We start from the raw sequence: 17,332 nt of genomic DNA, 5'->3' as shown, positions 1-17,332 counted from the left end.
GTGGAGGCTGATGACCTCGTCGAGGTCGGTGAGGTCCCCGGCGTGGTCGAAGCGCTGGATGAGCAGGTCACACAACTGCCCGACAGCCGCGGCCCCCCTCCGAGACCGGCGAGGGGCGACGGCCCGGGCGCTACGGCACCTATCGCCGCGGCGAGAACGTCACCACGTCCCCCGCCCGCTCACCGCCGGAGAGCTGCCCGTTGCGGTCGGTGCGGATGTACACCCGGTGCAGCCAGCGGTCCTTGCCGTCCCACCGCGGGACGAACGGCGTCCGGGCGTGCGTGGTGCGGAAGTTGTCGATGATCAGCACATCGCCCGGGGTGAGCTTCACGCCCACCGTCACGTCGTCGAGCGCCTTGGACAGCACCGCGACGGCCTCCTTGTCCGCCGGCTCCTCGGGCGCCAGCAGCTCCCGGTCGTACCCCAGGTACGGGTCCTGCGCGTTCCCGTACAGCGGTTTGACCTCGGCGATGGCACCGGGGTCCTCCACCCCGCCGCGGAAGGCCACGTCCACGCAGCAGGGCAGCTTGCGGTCGAACAGCCGCTCCCGCGTCTCCTCGTCGAGCAGCGGCAGCGCCTTGCGGATTGACCCCACGAGGGTCTCGGCCCGGCGCTCGTGGTCCGCGCGGGAGCAGGCGAGCATCACGTAGTTCGGCTGGAGGACGTGGTACGCCATCTCCGTGTGGAACTCCAGCAGGGTCTCCGAGGTCTCCGAGGAGAGGTGGTGCGCCCCCGGCGAGGGATACACGTCGTGGTAGACGGTGCCCGAGCGCAGCTCCCGGTACCCCGTGTGCAGCCCGAGCCGCCGCCCGGTCAGCGCCAGCATCGCCTCCATCACCAGCAGCCGGCGATCCACCGGGGCCGGCGTGGAGGTGGGCGTCGAGGGCAGTTCGTCCTCGTCGACGGGCAGGCCGCGCAGCAGCAGATAGCCGTCCTCGCTGCCGTCGGCGTCGAACGTGTCGAGGGCGTCGGCCAGTTGCTCCGGCAGCCGCTCGGAGAGTTCCTTCGCCTGCTGGAGGAAGCCGTACAGGTCCGCGCGGGGCACGTCCGGCAGTTCGGCGACGAGCGCGAGCAACTGCTCGCGGTACGGGGTGCAGTCAACGATCGGCGAAGCCATGACGCGAGGTCTCCTTCACATCTGGGATTGGTGGGCGCGGGCGTACTGGTAGAGCAGTTCCGCTCCGATCTCGGTGGCCAGGACCGAGGTGATCCCGCCGTGGTCGTAGAGGGGCGACACCTCCATCACGTCGAAGCCGACCGGCTTGAGGTCCCCGACGCAGCGCAGCAGGGCGAGGACCTCGCGCGAGCTGAGCCCACCGGGGGCGGGCGTGCCGGTGCCGGGGGCGAACGCGGGATCGACCACGTCGATGTCGACCGACACGTACACCGGCCGGCGGTCGATCCGCTCCCGGATGAGGTCGGCGGTTCCGCGGACGCCCAGTTCGCCGAACTCGTCGGCGGTCACCACCCGCACGCCGTGGCCGCGGGCGTAGTCGAGCGAGTCGGGCTTGGGGTTGTGGCCGCGGATGCCGATCTGGACCATGGCCGCGGGGTCGATGAGTTTCTCGTCGATCCCGTGCCTGAACGGCGTGCCGTGGTGGTAGCGGCCGCCGTAGAACGCCGGGTTGGTGTCCGAGTGCGCGTCCAGGTGCACCACGGCGACCGGGCCGTGCTGCTCCGCCACCGCGCGCAGGGCCGCCACGGTCAGCGAGTGGTCGCCGCCGAGCATCAGGAAGGCGGCGTTGGCCTTCAGCAGCCCGGACAGGTGCCGTTGCGCCGTCTCGATCGCGATGTTCATGTCGAACGGGGTGAGATCGATGTCCCCGGCGTCGACACAGTTGATCAGGTCGAAGGCGCCGGGACCGCGGTCGATGCCGACCCCGTGGATGAGGCCCGACTCGTTGCGGATCTCGCGCGGTCCGAACCGCGCGCCGGGCCGGTAGCTGGTGCCACCGTCGTACGGGGCCCCGATGACCACCACGTCGTAGCCGCGGGGATCCCGGTCGTGGGGCAGGCGCATGAACGTGGGGATCTGTGCGTAGCGGGGCGACACGTGCGAGTCGATGCGTTCCACGGTCTCAGCTCCCCTCCTGTAGGCCGGTGGGTTCGGCGAGTTCGGTGACGGCCGGGCGCGGGCCCCGGCGGGCGCGGACGGTCATGCCGCACCCCGTTGGAACCGGTCGGCCACGGACCGCACCACCTCCGCGGTGCTCACCCGCGCGGGATGCCGGCCGCCCGCCACGGTCAGGCCGAACAGCTCACGCATCACCCGCTGTTTGGCCTTGCCGAGCGCGTGCTCCTCGACCCCGTGCTCGATGAGCAGCCGGGAGAACGACGAGGTGGTGCCGGAGCCCTCGTGGACGCCGAGCTTGGGCCGCGCCACGGTCTCCTCGGGCAGCACGTCCGCCAGCGCGGCCCGCAGCACCCACTTGTCCCGGCCGTGCCGGCGCTTGAGCCCGGCCTCCAGCGGCACCAGCAGGTCGAGCACGTCCCGGTCCCAGTAGGGGTGGGTCGTCCAGTGGCCGACGAGAGTCGACAGGACCGGTGTCATCTCGTTCAGGCCGTCGAAGGTCGCCATGTCGTGGGCCACGGCGGTGTCCAGGTCCGGCAGCCGGTCCTCGCGGTGCATGCCCGCGAGCGGGATGTCCGCGCCGTACCCGGTGAGGATCCGGCGCGGCGGGCCGTCCAGCGCGCGGTAGAGCGCCACCAGCGGCAGCAGGTACTCGATGATGTCCGGGTCCACCGACTCCGACGCCCACACGGCGTACGGCAGCTGGGCCAGCAGGTCGGCGGTGGGCACCGTGATCTCCCGGTGCCGGCTGCGCAGATGGTCGGCGACCACCCGGGCCTGGGCGAACTCGTCGGAGACGTCGGTGCCCATCGACACCGTCTCCAGACCGCCCGCGGCCCGGTGCGCGCAGGCCGCGACACCGGAGGAGTCGATGCCGCCGGACAGCACCACCAGCGGTGTGGCGTCCGGTGCCACGCGGGCCGTGACCGCCCGCTCCAGGGCCGCGCGGACGGCCGCCACCGCCTCGCCCTCCGGCATGATCCGCCGGGCCAGTGGAGGGGTCCAGGTGCGGTGGGCCTCGGCGGTGCCGGACTCCAGGGCGATGTCCAGCACCGCGCCGGCCGGCACCTGGTAGACACCGGTCAGGCCCGGCACCCGGCGTGCGTCCGCGAGCGGGAAGCCCCGCGGGGCCTGGTCCCCGGCGAGCGCCTTGGCCTCGGTGGACGCCCTGACCTCGCCCGGGGTCATCCGGACGTACAGCGGTACCGAACCGGCGTGGTCGGTGGCCAGCAGTACCCGCGCCCCGGTGCCGACCACGGCCGCGAAGCGACCGTTGACCAGCCGGAAGGCGTGCGGGCCGTAGCGGTTCAGCAGCCGCAGCAGCAGCTCCGCGTCACTGTCCGCCGGGGTGTTCGCGGCCAGGACGGAGCGCAGTTCCCCGCGGTTGTAGAACTCGCCGGCGAGGACCACCGTCGTGTCGCCGTCCCGTGCCCGCGCGGCGTCGGGGTCGGCCTCGGGGGCGTGCACCAGGGTCGCGGCCAGGTGCTGGTGGCGACCGGACGCCTCGATGTCGGTGCGGCTGCCGCGGGCCGCGAAGACCGCTGCGGGGATCCCGCCCCCGTCCGTGCGGACGGAGGCCAGGAACCCGAAGGCAGCCGGGAGGTGAGCTGCCTCCATGATCAGATGCTCAGGGCGCCGAAGCCGCCCGGCTGGAAGTCGTAGCTGACGGGCACCTCGATCAGGAAGGGACGGCCGAGTTCGGCACCCTTGCGCAGCGCGGCCAGCAGTTCATGCCGGTCGGTCGCCCGGGTCGCGTCGACCCCGTTGGCCTCGGCGAGGGCGACGAAGTCGACGCCGGTGAACTTCACCGCGGGGTCGTGGCTGCGGTGGTGGCCGATGTTCTGGTACAGCTCGATCAGGCCGTTGGTGTCGTTGTTGACGACGACGGTGACGATCGGCAGGTTCAGCCGGGCGATGGTCTCCAGGTCGGCGCTGTTGGAGTGGAAGCCGCCGTCACCGGCGATCAGGAAGGTGGGCTGTCCGGGCCGGGCGAGCTGGGCGCCCATCGCGGCCGGGATGCCGTAGCCGAAGCTGGAGCAGCCGGCCGAGGTGAGGAAGCCGAACGGCTGGTCGGCGCGGGCGAACAGCACCCCGTAGTGCCGGAAGAAACCGATGTCGGAGACGATCGTGCCCTCGCCGCTGCCGGCCGTCTCCGCCATGACCGTGTTCATCGAGTCGATGACCTGGTGCACCCGCATGCCGTCCTCGTAGGCCTCCGGGTCGGCGAGGAACTCCGCGACGCGTGCGCGCAGCGGGGTGATGTCGTGCCGGTCCTTGGCCGCGAGGGAGGCGGTGGCCGCGTCCAGGTGCTCGACGAAGGCGAGCACGTCGGTGACGACGTCGACGGTGGGCCGGTACACCCGCGGGACCGGGTTCGGGGTCGGCGAGACGCGCACGGTCTGCTTGTCGGCACCCTTCTGCCACATGGACGGACGCAGGTCCTCGGCGTAGTCGTAGCCGAGGGTGAGCACCAGGTCCACGGGGGCGAACAGGGTGTCGAGCGCGGGGAAGCCGAGGATGCCGTCCATGTAGCCGGTGACGGCGCCGTAGTTCAGCTCGTGGCCGTGCGGCAGGACGCCCTTGGCGATGTACGTGGTGATGACCGGGATGTTCAGCCGCTCGGCCAGCGCGCGGATGGCGGGCACCGCTCCCGAGCGGATCGCGGCGGCACCGACCACCAGAACGGGGTGTTCGGCGCGGGCGAGCAGCTCCGAGGCCCGGTCCGCGGCGACCTGCCAGCCGTCGGCGACCGCACCGGTCGGCCTGGCCGGGGTGTGGGCCGGCGGGTTCGGCACCGAGGTGTCGATGCCCTCGCAGGAGCCGAGCAGGTCGACCGGCAGGGAGATGAAGGAGGGCCCCACGGGCTCCGTCATGGCCGCGCTCACGGCGGAGTCCACGAGGTCCGTGATCTCGTGGGGGCGCTGGAGCTCCACGGCGTACTTGGCCATCGGCGCGATGATCGACACCGAGTCCAGGCACTGGTGGGTGTCGTTGGGGAAGATGTCGTGGGACTCGGACTGCGCGGCCAGCGCGATGACCGGCGAGCGGTCCAGCATGGATGTGGCGATGCCCGTGGAGAGGTTGGTCATGCCGGGGCCGAGGGTGGCCCAGCAGGCCTGGGGGCGACCGCTGATGCGGGCGAGGACGTCGGCGGCGACGCCGGCGGTGAACTCGTGGCGGGTGAGGACGAAGTCGATTCCCTCGACCTCGTCGAAGAGGATCGACGCGGCTTCTCGGCCGACCACGCCGAACACCTTCTCCACACCGTGGTCGCGCAGCCGGGCCAACAGCGCGTGGGCGGCGGTGGGTTTGTTGCTGGGGCCGGTGGATACACGGGACATGGGTGTCTCCTGACTCGGGCAGCGTGGGACGTTTCCCGGCCACAGTGGCCGCACCCGCTCTTCGCTCCCTCTCCCGGGCATATCGGGGGACCGGGCGAAGAGCGAGCGGAGAGAGACGGCGGCCGAACCGCGTCTTTCACGCCAATGGCCCAAGCCTTCGAATCGGCAGGATCAAGCCAGTTAATTCGAAAGGGCTAAGCATGCCGGAACTCTTGACTCCATTGGTCTATGCCGCCTTGTTCACGGTGAGTGACGGATCTTGACGTTCCCGATGGCGCGTTTCCGAGGGGAAGGCTGCATTCCTCTTTCTTTGCTCCTGCTTTACCTATGAATCGGGGTGGTTCGCTCCGCTTGTCCGTTGAAGCGCTTCTTTCAGCACGGGCGCGTGTCCGGAATGTCACGGGTGAGGAGTGAGGAGAGAGGAGTCGCACATAACCTGTGGCTCATGACGCACTCCCTCAGCCATGGCGGGTATCCGCCGCCCCGCCGTCGCCGCTCCCGCGGTCGGACCGTCGTCGCGACGTGCGCGGTAGTGGCTGTGGTCGCGGGAGCGGGGTACTGGGGCTACACCAGTCTGGTCGGTGGTTCGGAGTCGGAAGATCCCCAGGTGGCGGGCGCCACCAAGGGGCTTGAGGACTTCTTCGCGGCCTGGAAGGCGGGTGACGCCGCGCGGGCCGGCCGGTTGACGGACACCCCGGACAACGCCGAGTCGCTGATCGGTTCCGTCATGACGAACCTGAAGCCCTCCAGGACCGAGATCACGGCCGGTGAGGGCAGCAAGAAGGCGGAAGGGAAAGTGGCGATCCCCTTCACCGTGAAGATGGCCCTCCCGGGCGCGGGCGAATACTCGTGGGACTCGAAGGCGACGGTCCTCGAGAAGTCGGGTAAGTGGAAGGTTGAATTCCACACCGAAATGATTCACCCGGATATGGTGCCGGGCCAGGCGCTCGCACTCGATTCCCGCGACCGGGCCGCAATCCTCGACGCGAACGGCGACGATCTCGAGTCGGCCTCCATCGTGGGCATGGTGGACGAGAAGACCGGCAAGGGTATGTCGGGCCTCCAGGCGCGCTACGACAAGCAGTTGACCGGCGGCTCGGGTGCACCGAAGTCCGTCGTGGTCCTGGACCGGGAGTCCGGTCAGGTGGTGAAGAAACTCACCGGCACCGAGGCCGCCAAGGGCAAGCCGGTGCGCACGACCATCGACCCCGAGGTCCAGCAGGCCGCCGCCGCGGCCCTGAAGGGCGTCAAGAAGAACGCGGCGATCGTCGCCGTCGATCCCACCAACGGCCACGTGCTGGCCGCCGCCAACATGCCCTCGGGCATGAACCGCGCACTGGAGGGCCGTTACCCGCCCGGCTCGACCTTCAAGGTGGTGACCGCGGCGGCCCTGCTGAAGCAGGGGATGTCACCCTCGGACCCCGCGAAGTGTCCGAAATTCGCCAAGGTGAACGGCCAGAGCTTCGAGAACCAGAACCAGTTCGTGCTCCCCGCCGGATCCACGTTCCGCGACAACTTCGCCCACTCCTGCAACACCTTCTTCGTCAACTCCCGCGGCAAGCTGACGGAATCCACCCTGCACGACACCGCGGGGGCCTTCGGTATCGGCGGCAACTGGGACGTGGGCGCGGTGACGTACGACGGCAGCGTCCCGGTCGCCGGCAGCGACAACGAGAAGGCCGCCTCGACCATCGGACAGGCCAAGGTGCAGGCGTCCCCGCTGGTGATGGCCTCGCTGGCGGCGACGGTGAAGGCGGGTTCCTTCAAGCAGCCCGTGCTGGTGCCGGCCGCGGTGAAGAAGAAGCACCAGGCCACCGCCACCCTGGACTCCAAGGTCTGGGAGTCCCTGCGCGGCATGATGCGCGCGACCGTCACCGACGGCGCCGGCCGGGCCCTGAAGGACGTCCCCGGCAATCCGCACGCCAAGACGGGCACCGCCGAGTTCGGCACCGAGACCCCGCCGCGCACCCACGCCTGGATGATCGGCTACCAGGAGGACCGCGACCTCGCGTGGTCGGTCCTGCTGGAGGACGGCGGATCGGGCGGTTCGGACGCCGGCCCCGTGGCGGCGAAGTTCCTGAAGAACCTGGCGGGGTGAGACCTGACGCACCCATACATCCTGGACTGATCAGTGCTATCGGGGGATCGCGGTAAGGACGGCGGACGGGCCGACGCGGCCAGGTGCCCGCCCCTTGCAGGCGGTGCCGGATCGTGGCCACAAGCCGACGACGGCGTTTCCCCCTCGCACGACGACACAGCCCTCGCACGACGACAGAGCCACAGCTGCCGTCCATCCGACTCCCTGACGAAGAGCCCGGCGCCGTCTCCTGGGCTCTCGGCGTGAAGTGACAGGCGCCACCGTGCACCGACAGTTGCCACCACGACCGCGCCCGAGCCGTCCACTCCTGCGGCGAAGCGCGGTCGGAGGACAAGGGGGATTCCGCCATGAGCACCTGGTACGACGTGACGATCCGGCTTCTCGGTCCATTGGCCCTGGTGAGAGGGGCCGAGGCGATACCCGTGCCCGGACAGCGGCAGAGACGTTTCTTCGCCTCCCTGGCCCTGCACGCGGGACAGGTCGTCTCCAAGGAGAGGATCAGCGAGGACTCCTGGGACGACGAGCCGCCACTGACGGTCTCGGGCCAGCTGCAGACCTCGGCCTGGATGATCCGCAGGGTCCTGGAACGGGCGGGACTTCCCCGCGAGACCCTCGGGTCGCACGAGAGCGGTTACGAGCTCCGGGCGCCGCAGGACGCCGTGGACCTGTTCGTCTTCCGGGACGCCGTACGGCAGGCAAGGAGCGATTACGCGCTGGGCCGGCACCGGGAGGCTTCCGAGCGGCTCAACACCGCGCTGGGTCTGTGGAAGGGGTCCGCCTTCCCCGACGTCACCTCCACCCGGCTGCGGCAGAAGGCCGAGATGCTGGAGGAGGAGCGCAAGGCCGCCTTCGAGCTGCGCGCCCTGATCGACATCGACCTCGGGCACTACGCCGAGGCGATCACCCGGCTCTCGGAGCTGGTCGACCACGACCCCTTCCGTGAGGACCTCTACGCCGGCCTCATGAGGGCCTACTACGCCGAGGGCCGCCAGGCCGACGCGATCCAGGTCTACCACCAGGCGAAGAAGATGCTGCGGGAGCACATCGGCATCAACCCCGGTACCCGGATGATGAACGTGATGCAGGCGATCCTGCGCCAGGACGAACGCCTGCTCCAGGTGGGCAACCCCGAGATGCGATGAGCGTGCGCGGCGGGGCGGGAGCTGCTCACGGCTGACTCGAAAGCACCGCCCGCCTCGTCGCCTACCGTAGTGTGCCCCTCGCTCAAAGTAGTCGTGACGAGGGTGAGCGGGTGGAACATTGACCGGGCGACGAACGGTCCTCAAGGGAGTCCTGGCAGCGTCGGGCGCCGCGGTCGAACCGGGGGTGATCGCCGCGAGACCGGCGCCGGGGCGCGGCAGCCCGTACACCACCCCCGTAGAGCTTCGCTGGCTCGGCGTCGCGGGCTGGGAGATCGTCATCGACGGCGGCCGCAGCATCCTGTTCGACCCGTACCTGAGCCGCATGCCGTGCCTGGACCGGACCGGGCGGCTCGACCCGCGGCTTCCGCTGCGGCCGGACCGGGACCTGGTGGAGCGCGTGGCGGCGGACCGGCTCGCAGGCCCTCCGGAGCTGGTGCTGCTCAGCCACGGCCACTTCGACCACGTGGCGGACGTACCGCAGCTCGTGGCCCGCCCCGCCTGGCAGAAGGCCCGGATCCGGACCGTGTGCGACGAGACGGTCCGCCATCTGCTCACGGCCATGGGAACACCGCCGACGCGTCTGGACGACGTCATCCAGGTCAAGGGCGGCGAGTACCTGCAGTTCGACGGGTACACCGTGGAGGTCTTCCGCAGCCTGCACAGCCAGCTGACCGGCCACGGCTGTTTCGCGCCGGGCCGGCGGCTCGCGGCGCCCCCTCGGCCGGCCGTGCTCGGTGACCTCGTCGAGGGCGACACCCTCGCCTACCAGGTGTCCGTCGAGGGCGGGCCGTCCGTTCTGCTGATGGGCGCGAGCAATTTCGTGGAACGCGAGCTGGCGGGGATCCGGCCGGACGTCGCGCTCGTGCCGATGAGTTCGCACTCGGCCCTGCACCGCTACGTCGAGCGGCTGCTGAGGGCCGTGGGGGACCCGCCGCTGCTCATCCCCACCCACCACGACGACATGGCCACCTCGCTCCTCGCGAGCCCAGCCCGCCTAACGGCCTCGGTCGAGCCCTCGGCGGCCGAGGAACTGTCCAGGGTGGCCGCGCCCGGCTCACACGTGCTCCGCCCCCGGCCGCTGCGGCCGGTGGCCCTCACCACGCAACTGTCCTGACGGGCCGTCATCCCGCGCCGGGGTGCAGAGCGTTCCGAGACACCCCGAAGAGCGCCGCCGATGAGCATGGGTGCGTCCTGAGACGACCGAAGGAGAGGGGTGTACCGGATGGCGAGGGTATGGCGTTCCGTGTTCGCGCTGGCGGTGGCCGGCGCGGCGGTGCTGGGCACGGCGGTCGGTGCGGGGGCGGCCGAGCAGTTCAGCTTCACGGCCGAGAAGTACAGCGCGGTCCCGTTCGGCACGTCGAGGGCCGAGGTCCGCGAGATGCTCGACGTCGGGCTGACCAAGCCCGGGTCGGCGGCTGGATGGTGCGAGGAGGACGCCGACGTCCACATCTTCTGTTTCACCGAGTCGGACGACTACGCGCCGTCCGGCAGCTTCACGTTCAATGCGGAAGACAAGCTGATCGGCAAACAGCAGGAGTTGCTGTTCACGCCGAAGACGCCCTCCATGACGCTGGCGAAGTACAACCAGGTGAAGCTGGGCATGACCGACACGCAGCTCTGGTCGATCGTGTCCCCGGACTCCTGTGTCCAGGCCGGTGAGCGCTACCTCAGCTGGCCCGCGGCGACCGGCCACCAGCTGAACTACTACTGCACCGCCACGACCGGCCTGTTCTCGCCGAACGGTCGCTTCTACCTGGTCGACGGCAAGGTGACGGAGAAGTACCAGCGGGCACTGACCTGAGGCACGGGGCGTGTTCTGCCCCTCTCTCCCCACGCGGGCCCGGCAGTCTGTGCCGGGCCCGCTTCGTCCGTCCAGGTCCCGACCGTTGACAGCGGGCGCGTGCGGTCGGAGACTCATGCCGCAAGGTGTGTGAAACAAATTTCACCACACGAACAGGGAGGCTGGTCGATGCGCACCACCGTCGGCATCATCGGAGCCGGCCCGGCCGGTCTCCTCCTGGCCCGGCTGCTCCACGACGCGGGCATCGACTCGGTCGTCCTGGAGAGCCGCGACCGCGCCTATGTCGAACACCGGCAGCGGGCCGGGATCCTGGAACAGGGCACGGTCGACGTGCTGCGCCAGGTCGGCGCCGGGGCGCGCATGGACCGCGAGGGCCTGCCCCACGACGGCATCGAACTGCGGTTCGCCACACAGCGCCACCGGGTCGACTTCCCCGCCCTCACCGGCGGCCGGTCCGTGATGGTCTACGCCCAGACCGAGGTCTGCAAGGACCTCATCGCCCTCCAGCTCGCCGAGGGCGGCCCCCTGCTGTTCGAGGCGGAGGCGCTGGCCGTGGAGGACGCCGACAGCCACCGGCCGCGCGTCCGCTTCCGGCACGAGGGCCGCGAGGACGTCCTCGAGTGCGACTACGTCGTCGGCTGCGACGGCTTCTGGGGGGTGGCGCGCAAGGCGATCCCCTCCCGGCTCACCCAGGTGTTCGAGCGGACGTACCCCTTCGCCTGGCTCGGCATCCTCGCCGACGTCCCGCCCTCGCACGACGAACTGGTCTACGCCCGCCACGACCGCGGTTTCGCGCTGCTGTCCATGCGCTCTCCCGCCGTCTCCCGTCTCTACCTCCAGGTCCCCGAGGGAACAAACGCCGACTCCTGGAGCGACGACGCCATCTGGGCGGAACTGGAGCGCCGCCTCGAGACCGCCGACGACTGGCGGCTGGCCCGCGGACCGATCACCCAGAAGTCGGTGACGCCGATGCGTTCCTACGTCCACGAGCCCATGCGGTACGGCCGGCTCTTCCTCGCCGGCGACGCGGCCCACATCGTGCCGCCCACCGGGGCCAAGGGGCTCAACCTGGCCGTCGGGGACGTCGTGACCTTCGCGCGGGCCCTGACGTACGAGCGGGACAAGGGATCCACCGAGCTGCTCGACGCGTACTCGGCGACCTGCCTGCGCCGGGTGTGGCAGGCCGAGCGCTTCAGCTACGACATGACGAGCCTCCTGCACCGCGCCCCGGACGCCACCGCCTTCGAGGACCGCCTCCAACTGGCCCGTCTGGAGCGGATCGCCTCCTCCCGAGCGGCCGAGACCGACCTGGCCGAGGCGTACACCGGGTTCCCATTCGGGTGAACCACCCCTCCAGTGCCGGGAATCACCCGTTCGCGTAGCGTGTTGCGCATCACGGCAAGGGAAAGATCCTCCCCAAGCACTAGGGGCATTCTTTTGCCTACCTATTACTCTTGAGCCAAGGCCCATACACAGCGGCCATGGAGGAGTGAAATGAGGAGCAGCAACCCGGTCTTCTCGCGACGGGGGTTCAGCCGCGACAACGGCTACGCGGGCTTCAACACCGCGCCGCAGGCCGGGGGCGCAGCCGTTGGCACGCAGGGCAACCCGTATGCGCAGCCGCAGGCCGGCAACCCGTACGCCCAGAACCCGTACGCACAGCAGGACCTGCAGCAGGGCGCACCGCCGCAGGCTCCGGCCACCACCGGCAGGATGACGATCGACGACGTCGTCCTGCGCACCGGCAGCACGCTCGGCGTCCTGATCGTCACGGCCGCGCTCGCCTGGGCGCTGCTGCCCATCGACGACGCGAACATCAACCGGTCGTACGGCATCGGGATCGGCGCCGCGCTCATCGGCATGGTGCTGGCCTTCGTCCAGTCCTTCAAGCGCAAGGCCTCGCCCGCGCTGATCCTGGCGTACGCGGCCTTCGAGGGCGTGTTCCTCGGCGTCCTGTCCAACATCGTCGACAACCGCATCGCCGACGGTGCGGCCATGCAGGCGGTGATCGGCACCATGGCGGTCTTCGCCGGTGTGCTGGTCGCGTACAAGGCCGGCTGGATCCGCGTCAACCGCCGGTTCTACGGCTTCGTGATGGCGGCCGCGCTCGGCTTCGTCCTGCTGATGATGGTGAACCTGCTGTTCGCCGTCTTCGGTGGCGGTGACGGCCTCGGCTTCCGCAGCGGCCCGCTCGGCGTGGTCTTCGGCGTCGTCGGCATCCTGCTCGGCGCCTGCTTCCTCGCCCTGGACTTCAAGCAGGTCGAGGACGGCGTCGCGTACGGCGCTCCGAAGGAGGAGGCGTGGCTGGCGGCCTTCGGGCTGACGCTGACGCTGGTGTGGATCTACATGGAGTTCCTGAGGATCATCGCGATCCTCAACAGCAGCGACTGACGAGCTGCCGCCGACGTCCGCCGCTCGCCGGCGGGCGCGACGTGAAAGGGCCCCGGGTTCTCCCCGGGGCCCTTGTCGTTGCGCGCCTAGAAGAATTTGCGCGCCGCCCTCCTCAGGTCGTACTCGTGGACGATCGCCTTCGCGTGGCCGTACGCGAGGTTGTGTTCGTGGCGGAGCCAGCTGACCTTTTCCTCGAAGCGGAAGAGAGCCGGGCCGTCTTCGACGGTGCGGAGCCAGTCGGACACTTCACGACCGGTGCAGTGGGGGATGCGGGCGAGCATGTTGCGGTGGGTCTCCTCGGAGAGGACGTGGGACATCGGCGCCTCCGGACGCAAAGGGGATGTAAGCCGGTCCTTCAGGTCACCGTGCCTGAGCGTTCGCCCGTTGGCAACAGTCTCGGTACGGCGCGTACGCTCACGGCGTGGTGGATACGACGCGTCTGACGCAAGCCGTGGATCACTTTGCCGACCGGTTGAGGGCGGCGCCGCAGAGCCGGCTGCAGCGCAGCGCAGCCGCCGAGGCCCTGGAGTTGGCCAGGGAGATGGCCCGCTGGGCCCAGGTCGTGGAGGCGCCCGGAGTGGAGCCCCGGGTGATGCCGGACGCCGGGATGTTCGCCGCCGCCGACCAGATCACCGTGGCCGTGCACGACTTGGCCCTCGTGCTGGAGGACGAGGGCCAGGTCGATGACGCTGTGCGGTTGGTGGAGGAGGCGCAGAAAAGGGCTGGGGTGTAGCGGCGGGGGCGTGTGATGCGCCCCGCGCGCTCCGCAGCCCCCGCAGGTTCTCCGTGCTCTTCGTGCTCTAGAGCGACGCTATGACCCGGTCCGCCAGGATGTAGACGTTCTCCTCGCCGCACGCGAAGGTCAGGGTGTACGCGCCCGAGATGCCCGAGCCGCCCAGCAGCACCGGCGTCACACCGGAGCGCAGGGCCGCGGCCAGCCGTTCCGCCGTGTCGCGGTGGCCCGGGGTCATGCAGAGGGTGGTGCCGTCGGCGAACACGTAGACGTCGAGGGTGCCGAGGGGGCCGGGGCGGACGTCGGTCAGCTCGGTGGCGGTGGCGGCCAACGCCTCCAGTGTGGCCACCGTGCGCTCGTGGTCGTTGACGACGGGGGACGCCACCGGAACGAAGTCCGGGTGGGAGGGGTGGCGGCGGCGGGCCGCGGCCAGCTCCGGAGATTCACCCCCGGAGGAGGAGCTCCCGGCGAACTCGTCGGTGTCGGCACCGGGCTCGGCGACCGGCTCCAGACCCACGAAATCGGTCTGCCGGGGCAGGAACAGCTCACTGTCGGGCAGGCCGAGGAGCGAGGGCTCGTCGGGGGTGTCACGCGCCTCCTGGGCGGCCCAGAAGGCGCGCGCCTCGGCCAGTTCGCGCTCGCGTTCCTCGGCGAGCGCCTCGGCCACGGCGGCCCGTATCTCGTCGACGTCGGCGGCGGGCCGGGCCGCGGGTACGAGGCCCCGGGTGGCCGTGGCGTTGCTCTTGGCGAGCTCCGTGTGCAGGGCGGCGACCTGCCGGCGCAGCACCATGAGGGTGCGCAGGACGGCGACGCCCACGGCGCCGGTCGCGACCGTGGTGACCAACAAGGCGATCGGCATGGCGCTCACTGACGTACTCCCGGTTCCAAAGTCGACCCCCGACTTCCTACATCAGCTTGAAGGGCGGACTAACCCACTGTCAGTGCATACGCCGTAAAACGGACAGAGCTTTGCGCTCGGGGAATGCTGCTGAAGTGTGGCTGACCTGCGTCGATCCCCGCCCCGAGCGAGATAGGTCACATCCTGAGGGAAATTGGATCACAAATCGGCCCAGAACCTTGGAGTTTCCCGGGTTCCGGACCGAAGTGTGACGCTGGGTTCCCTTGTGGATACGGGGGGTTGGGGCGGGGGCTGGTCAGCTGAGGCGCTCGATGACCATCGCCATGCCCTGCCCGCCGCCGACGCACATCGTCTCCAGGCCGAACTGCTTGTCGTGGAACTGGAGGGAGTTGATGAGCGTGCCGGTGATGCGGGCGCCCGTCATGCCGAAGGGGTGGCCCACGGCGATGGCGCCGCCGTTGACGTTCAGCTTGTCGGGGTCGATGCCGAGGTCGCGGTAGGAGGGGATCACCTGGGCGGCGAACGCCTCGTTGATCTCGACCAGGTCGATGTCGTCGATGCCGAGGCCGGCCCGGCGCAGTGCCTGCTGGGACGCCTCGACCGGGCCGAGGCCCATGATCTCGGGGGAGAGGCCGGAGACGCCGGTCGACACGATGCGGGCGAGCGGGGTCAGGCCGAGTTCGCGGGCCTTGGTGTCGCTCATGATGACGAGCGCGGCGGCGCCGTCGTTGAGCGGGCAGCAGTTGGCGGCGGTGACCATGCCGTCGGGGCGGAAGACCGGCTTGAGGCCCTGGACGCCCTCCATGGTGACGCCGGCGCGCGGGCCGTCGTCCTTGGAGACGACCGTGCCGTCGGGGAGGGTGACCGGGGTGATCTCGCGCTCCCAGAAGCCGTTCTTGATGGCTTCCTCGGCGAGGTTCTGGGAGCGGACGCCGAACTCGTCCATGTCCTGGCGGGTGATGCCCTTGGAGCGGGCGAGGTTCTCGGCGGTCTGGCCCATCGCGATGTACGCGTCCGGGACGAGGCCGTCCTCGCGCGGGTCGTGCCAGGTCGTGCCCTCCTGCTCCGCGACGGCCGCGGTGCGGGCCTCGGCCTCGGCGAAGAAGGGGTTGTGGGTGTCCGGGAGGCTGTCGGAGTTGCCCTTGGCGAAGCGGGAGACCATCTCGACACCGGCCGAGATGAAGACGTCGCCCTCACCGGCCTTGATGGCGTGCAGGGCCATGCGGCTCGTCTGGAGCGAGGAGGAACAGTAGCGGGTGATCGTGCAGCCGGGGAGGTGGTCCATCCCCATCTGCACGGCGACGATCCGGCCGAGGTTGTTGCCCTGCTCGCCGCCGGGCAGACCGCAGCCGAGCATCAGGTCGTCGATGTCCCGGGGGTCGAGCTCCGGGACCTTGGCGAGGGCGGCCTGGATGATCGTGGCGGTGATGTCGTCCGGGCGCAGGTCCTTGAGGGAGCCCTTGAAGGCGCGGCCGATGGGGGAGCGGGCGGTCGAGACGATCACGGCTTCGGGCATGACGGCTCCATTGGCGACGGGGGTGGGGCTGACTCGGAAGTTACCTGTACGTATGGGCTTGGTCACGGGTATCAAGGTGTGACCCTTGCCGCAGTTTCTAAGCGCTTGCTTTTGGGTGGGCCGTCGTCCGGGGTTGCTCGGACGGCCGCCGGGGGGCGGCGGCCCCCAGGGCCCCCGACGGTCCAAGCGTCCCCCCCTCGACGGCCCCAGCGCCCCCGGGCGCCCCCGGCGGCAGCTCAGGACGACGGCGTGACCGGCGCCGGTTCCGTCACCGGTACCCTCCGGCGCCTGCGCCTCTTCAGCAGGGCCCAGGGGCCCCGCGGACCGCTCGGCACCGCCGCCGCGACCTCCGTGCCCGCCTCGGAAGCGGCCTCCGCGGCCGCTCGTGCCACCGGGAGGAAGCCCTCGTGGCGGGAGACGTCCGGGCGCTCCTCCTCCGCCGGCCACAGGCCCAGCGCCGCGCAGACCGTCGGCAGGACCGCCATCGCCGCCGTGGCGTAACCCTCCGCGGAGGGATGGTAGTTGTCGGGGCCGAACAGCTCTCGCGGGTTCGCCGCGAACTCCGGCCCGAGCAGATCGCCCAGTGACACCGTACGGCCGCCCTGTTCGACCACCCCGATCGTCTGGGCCGCCGCCAGTTGCCGCGAGGCGCGGCGGGCCAGCCAGCGCAACGGCTGCTGCACCGGCTCGATCGTCCCCAGATCGGGACAGGTGCCGACGACCACCTCCGCACCTGCCGTACGCAGCCGTCGTACCGCTGTCGACAGATGACGCACCGACCGGGTCGCGGGCATCCGGTGGGTCACGTCGTTCGCGCCGATCATGATCACGCAGATGTCGGGCACCCGGCCCTGATCCGCGAGGACCAGGGCCACCTGACGGTCCAGGTCGTCGGAGCGCGCCCCGGGCAGGGCGACGTTACGGAACTCCACCGGGCGTTCCGCCACCGCCGCCAGTCCCGACGCGAGCAGCGCGCCCGGAGTCTGGGAGGCCCGGTGGACGCCCTGGCCCGCGGCGGTGGAGTCGCCCAGCATCACCAGGCGCAGGGCCGGTTCGTCGGGGGTGGCGTAGGCATGGCCGTAGCGGCCCTCCGCCTGCGGGACGTGCGGCGTCGTGCCGTTGCCCACCAGCCGCCTGGCCATCCGTACCTCCGCCAGCAGCAGGCCCACGGCCGCCGCGCCGGCCAGACCGATCCCGCCGCCTCCGTACGCGGCACCGGCCGCGATCCGCCGGGCCACCCTCGCCCTCGACATGCTCGTCATGCGTCGCCGCCACCTCCTCGAATCCGTACATCCACTCCTTGCCCCGTACGGACCGTCGCCCAATCTCAACGGGCAGTGAACGGCAGCCACGGATCGTGGCGAAGCCATAGGCTGGCCG

15 protein-coding genes are annotated in these 17,332 nt (G+C 70.5%); 7 read left to right on the top strand and 8 right to left on the bottom strand.

Translation table 11 applies throughout. The annotated features are described in order from the left end of the window. Positions 1 to 139 precede the first annotated feature (139 nt). From cs1 to ABZ027_RS26760, 4 genes are all read right to left on the bottom strand, one after another. Positions 140 to 1,117 (bottom strand): clavaminate synthase Cs1, encoded by a 978-nt coding sequence (gene cs1, locus ABZ027_RS26775; RefSeq protein ID WP_356772632.1) that lies wholly within the window; start codon positions 1,115 to 1,117, stop codon positions 140 to 142. 15 nt (positions 1,118 to 1,132) lie between these two features. After that, a complete protein-coding gene (gene speB / locus ABZ027_RS26770) occupies positions 1,133 to 2,074 on the bottom strand; it encodes an agmatinase (protein ID WP_356772630.1) in 942 nt (313 codons plus the stop codon). An 81-nt stretch (positions 2,075 to 2,155) separates the two neighbouring features. After that, positions 2,156 to 3,688: an asparagine synthase-related protein gene (locus ABZ027_RS26765; RefSeq protein WP_356772629.1), complete on the bottom strand. Its 1,533-nt coding sequence runs from the start codon at positions 3,686 to 3,688 to the stop codon at positions 2,156 to 2,158. Positions 3,689 to 3,690: 2 nt separating this feature from the next. Further along, positions 3,691 to 5,412, bottom strand: a complete 1,722-nt coding sequence (locus tag ABZ027_RS26760) for a thiamine pyrophosphate-binding protein (protein ID WP_356772627.1) — start codon at positions 5,410 to 5,412, stop codon at positions 3,691 to 3,693. Positions 5,413 to 5,857: 445 nt separating this feature from the next. Between ABZ027_RS26760 and ABZ027_RS26755 the strand changes: the two genes are divergently transcribed. The 6 genes from ABZ027_RS26755 (at position 5,858) to ABZ027_RS26730 (ending at position 12,844) form a co-directional block, all read left to right on the top strand. Continuing rightward, complete coding sequence (locus ABZ027_RS26755; RefSeq protein WP_356772625.1) at positions 5,858 to 7,510, top strand: penicillin-binding transpeptidase domain-containing protein; 1,653 nt, start codon at positions 5,858 to 5,860, stop codon at positions 7,508 to 7,510. 347 nt (positions 7,511 to 7,857) lie between these two features. After that, positions 7,858 to 8,652: a BTAD domain-containing putative transcriptional regulator gene (locus ABZ027_RS26750; RefSeq protein ID WP_356772623.1), complete on the top strand. Its 795-nt coding sequence runs from the start codon at positions 7,858 to 7,860 to the stop codon at positions 8,650 to 8,652. A gap of 118 nt (positions 8,653 to 8,770) precedes the next feature. Then, complete coding sequence (locus tag ABZ027_RS26745) at positions 8,771 to 9,766, top strand: MBL fold metallo-hydrolase (RefSeq protein ID WP_356772621.1); 996 nt, start codon at positions 8,771 to 8,773, stop codon at positions 9,764 to 9,766. A gap of 108 nt (positions 9,767 to 9,874) precedes the next feature. Then, complete coding sequence (locus tag ABZ027_RS26740) at positions 9,875 to 10,453, top strand: BLIP family protein (protein ID WP_356772619.1); 579 nt, start codon at positions 9,875 to 9,877, stop codon at positions 10,451 to 10,453. Between the two features lie 168 nt (positions 10,454 to 10,621). Next, positions 10,622 to 11,797, top strand: coding sequence for a 4-hydroxybenzoate 3-monooxygenase (locus tag ABZ027_RS26735; RefSeq protein WP_356772617.1), 1,176 nt, complete (start codon positions 10,622 to 10,624; stop codon positions 11,795 to 11,797). A gap of 150 nt (positions 11,798 to 11,947) precedes the next feature. Then, a complete protein-coding gene (locus ABZ027_RS26730; RefSeq protein WP_356772615.1) occupies positions 11,948 to 12,844 on the top strand; it encodes a Bax inhibitor-1/YccA family protein in 897 nt (298 codons plus the stop codon). Between the two features lie 86 nt (positions 12,845 to 12,930). Here the strand turns inward: ABZ027_RS26730 and ABZ027_RS26725 are convergent, their stop codons facing one another. Further along, positions 12,931 to 13,161, bottom strand: a complete 231-nt coding sequence (locus ABZ027_RS26725) for a DUF4287 domain-containing protein (RefSeq protein ID WP_356772613.1) — start codon at positions 13,159 to 13,161, stop codon at positions 12,931 to 12,933. A 104-nt stretch (positions 13,162 to 13,265) separates the two neighbouring features. Between ABZ027_RS26725 and ABZ027_RS26720 the strand changes: the two genes are divergently transcribed. Next, positions 13,266 to 13,577 carry a hypothetical protein gene (locus tag ABZ027_RS26720; protein WP_356772611.1) on the top strand — a complete coding sequence of 104 codons (312 nt, stop codon included), beginning with the start codon at positions 13,266 to 13,268 and terminating at the stop codon, positions 13,575 to 13,577. 67 nt (positions 13,578 to 13,644) lie between these two features. On the opposite strand, the gene ABZ027_RS26715 is transcribed toward ABZ027_RS26720, so the two are convergent. The 3 genes from ABZ027_RS26715 to ABZ027_RS26705 all read right to left on the bottom strand — a co-directional run bounded on the left by ABZ027_RS26715 (position 13,645) and on the right by ABZ027_RS26705 (position 17,214). Beyond that, the gene (locus ABZ027_RS26715) at positions 13,645 to 14,445 is read right to left on the bottom strand and encodes a hypothetical protein (protein ID WP_356772609.1); all 801 of its coding nucleotides are present in this window, start codon (positions 14,443 to 14,445) and stop codon (positions 13,645 to 13,647) included. A 286-nt stretch (positions 14,446 to 14,731) separates the two neighbouring features. Continuing rightward, complete coding sequence (locus ABZ027_RS26710) at positions 14,732 to 15,952, bottom strand: acetyl-CoA C-acetyltransferase (protein WP_356772607.1); 1,221 nt, start codon at positions 15,950 to 15,952, stop codon at positions 14,732 to 14,734. Positions 15,953 to 16,188: 236 nt separating this feature from the next. After that, positions 16,189 to 17,214, bottom strand: a complete 1,026-nt coding sequence (locus ABZ027_RS26705; protein ID WP_356772605.1) for an SGNH/GDSL hydrolase family protein — start codon at positions 17,212 to 17,214, stop codon at positions 16,189 to 16,191. Between the last annotated feature and the right edge of the window lie 118 nt (positions 17,215 to 17,332).

Source organism: Streptomyces sp. NPDC006332 (assembly GCF_040612855.1).
Classification (GTDB): Bacteria; Actinomycetota; Actinomycetes; order Streptomycetales; family Streptomycetaceae; genus Streptomyces.
This window is presented reverse-complemented; position numbering and strand designations above follow the sequence as displayed.

Coding starts and splice junctions, on each gene's coding strand:
- ABZ027_RS26755 (WP_356772625.1), top strand. CDS start 5,858: ATGACGCACTCCCTCAGCCATGGCGGGTATCCGCCGCCCCGCCGTCGC.
- ABZ027_RS26750 (WP_356772623.1), top strand. CDS start 7,858: ATGAGCACCTGGTACGACGTGACGATCCGGCTTCTCGGTCCATTGGCC.
- ABZ027_RS26730 (WP_356772615.1), top strand. CDS start 11,948: ATGAGGAGCAGCAACCCGGTCTTCTCGCGACGGGGGTTCAGCCGCGAC.
- ABZ027_RS26710 (WP_356772607.1), bottom strand. CDS start 15,952: ATGCCCGAAGCCGTGATCGTCTCGACCGCCCGCTCCCCCATCGGCCGC.
- ABZ027_RS26735 (WP_356772617.1), top strand. CDS start 10,622: ATGCGCACCACCGTCGGCATCATCGGAGCCGGCCCGGCCGGTCTCCTC.
- ABZ027_RS26765 (WP_356772629.1), bottom strand. CDS start 3,688: ATGGAGGCAGCTCACCTCCCGGCTGCCTTCGGGTTCCTGGCCTCCGTC.
- ABZ027_RS26705 (WP_356772605.1), bottom strand. CDS start 17,214: ATGACGAGCATGTCGAGGGCGAGGGTGGCCCGGCGGATCGCGGCCGGT.
- ABZ027_RS26740 (WP_356772619.1), top strand. CDS start 9,875: ATGGCGAGGGTATGGCGTTCCGTGTTCGCGCTGGCGGTGGCCGGCGCG.
- ABZ027_RS26760 (WP_356772627.1), bottom strand. CDS start 5,412: ATGTCCCGTGTATCCACCGGCCCCAGCAACAAACCCACCGCCGCCCAC.
- ABZ027_RS26725 (WP_356772613.1), bottom strand. CDS start 13,161: ATGTCCCACGTCCTCTCCGAGGAGACCCACCGCAACATGCTCGCCCGC.
- cs1 (WP_356772632.1), bottom strand. CDS start 1,117: ATGGCTTCGCCGATCGTTGACTGCACCCCGTACCGCGAGCAGTTGCTC.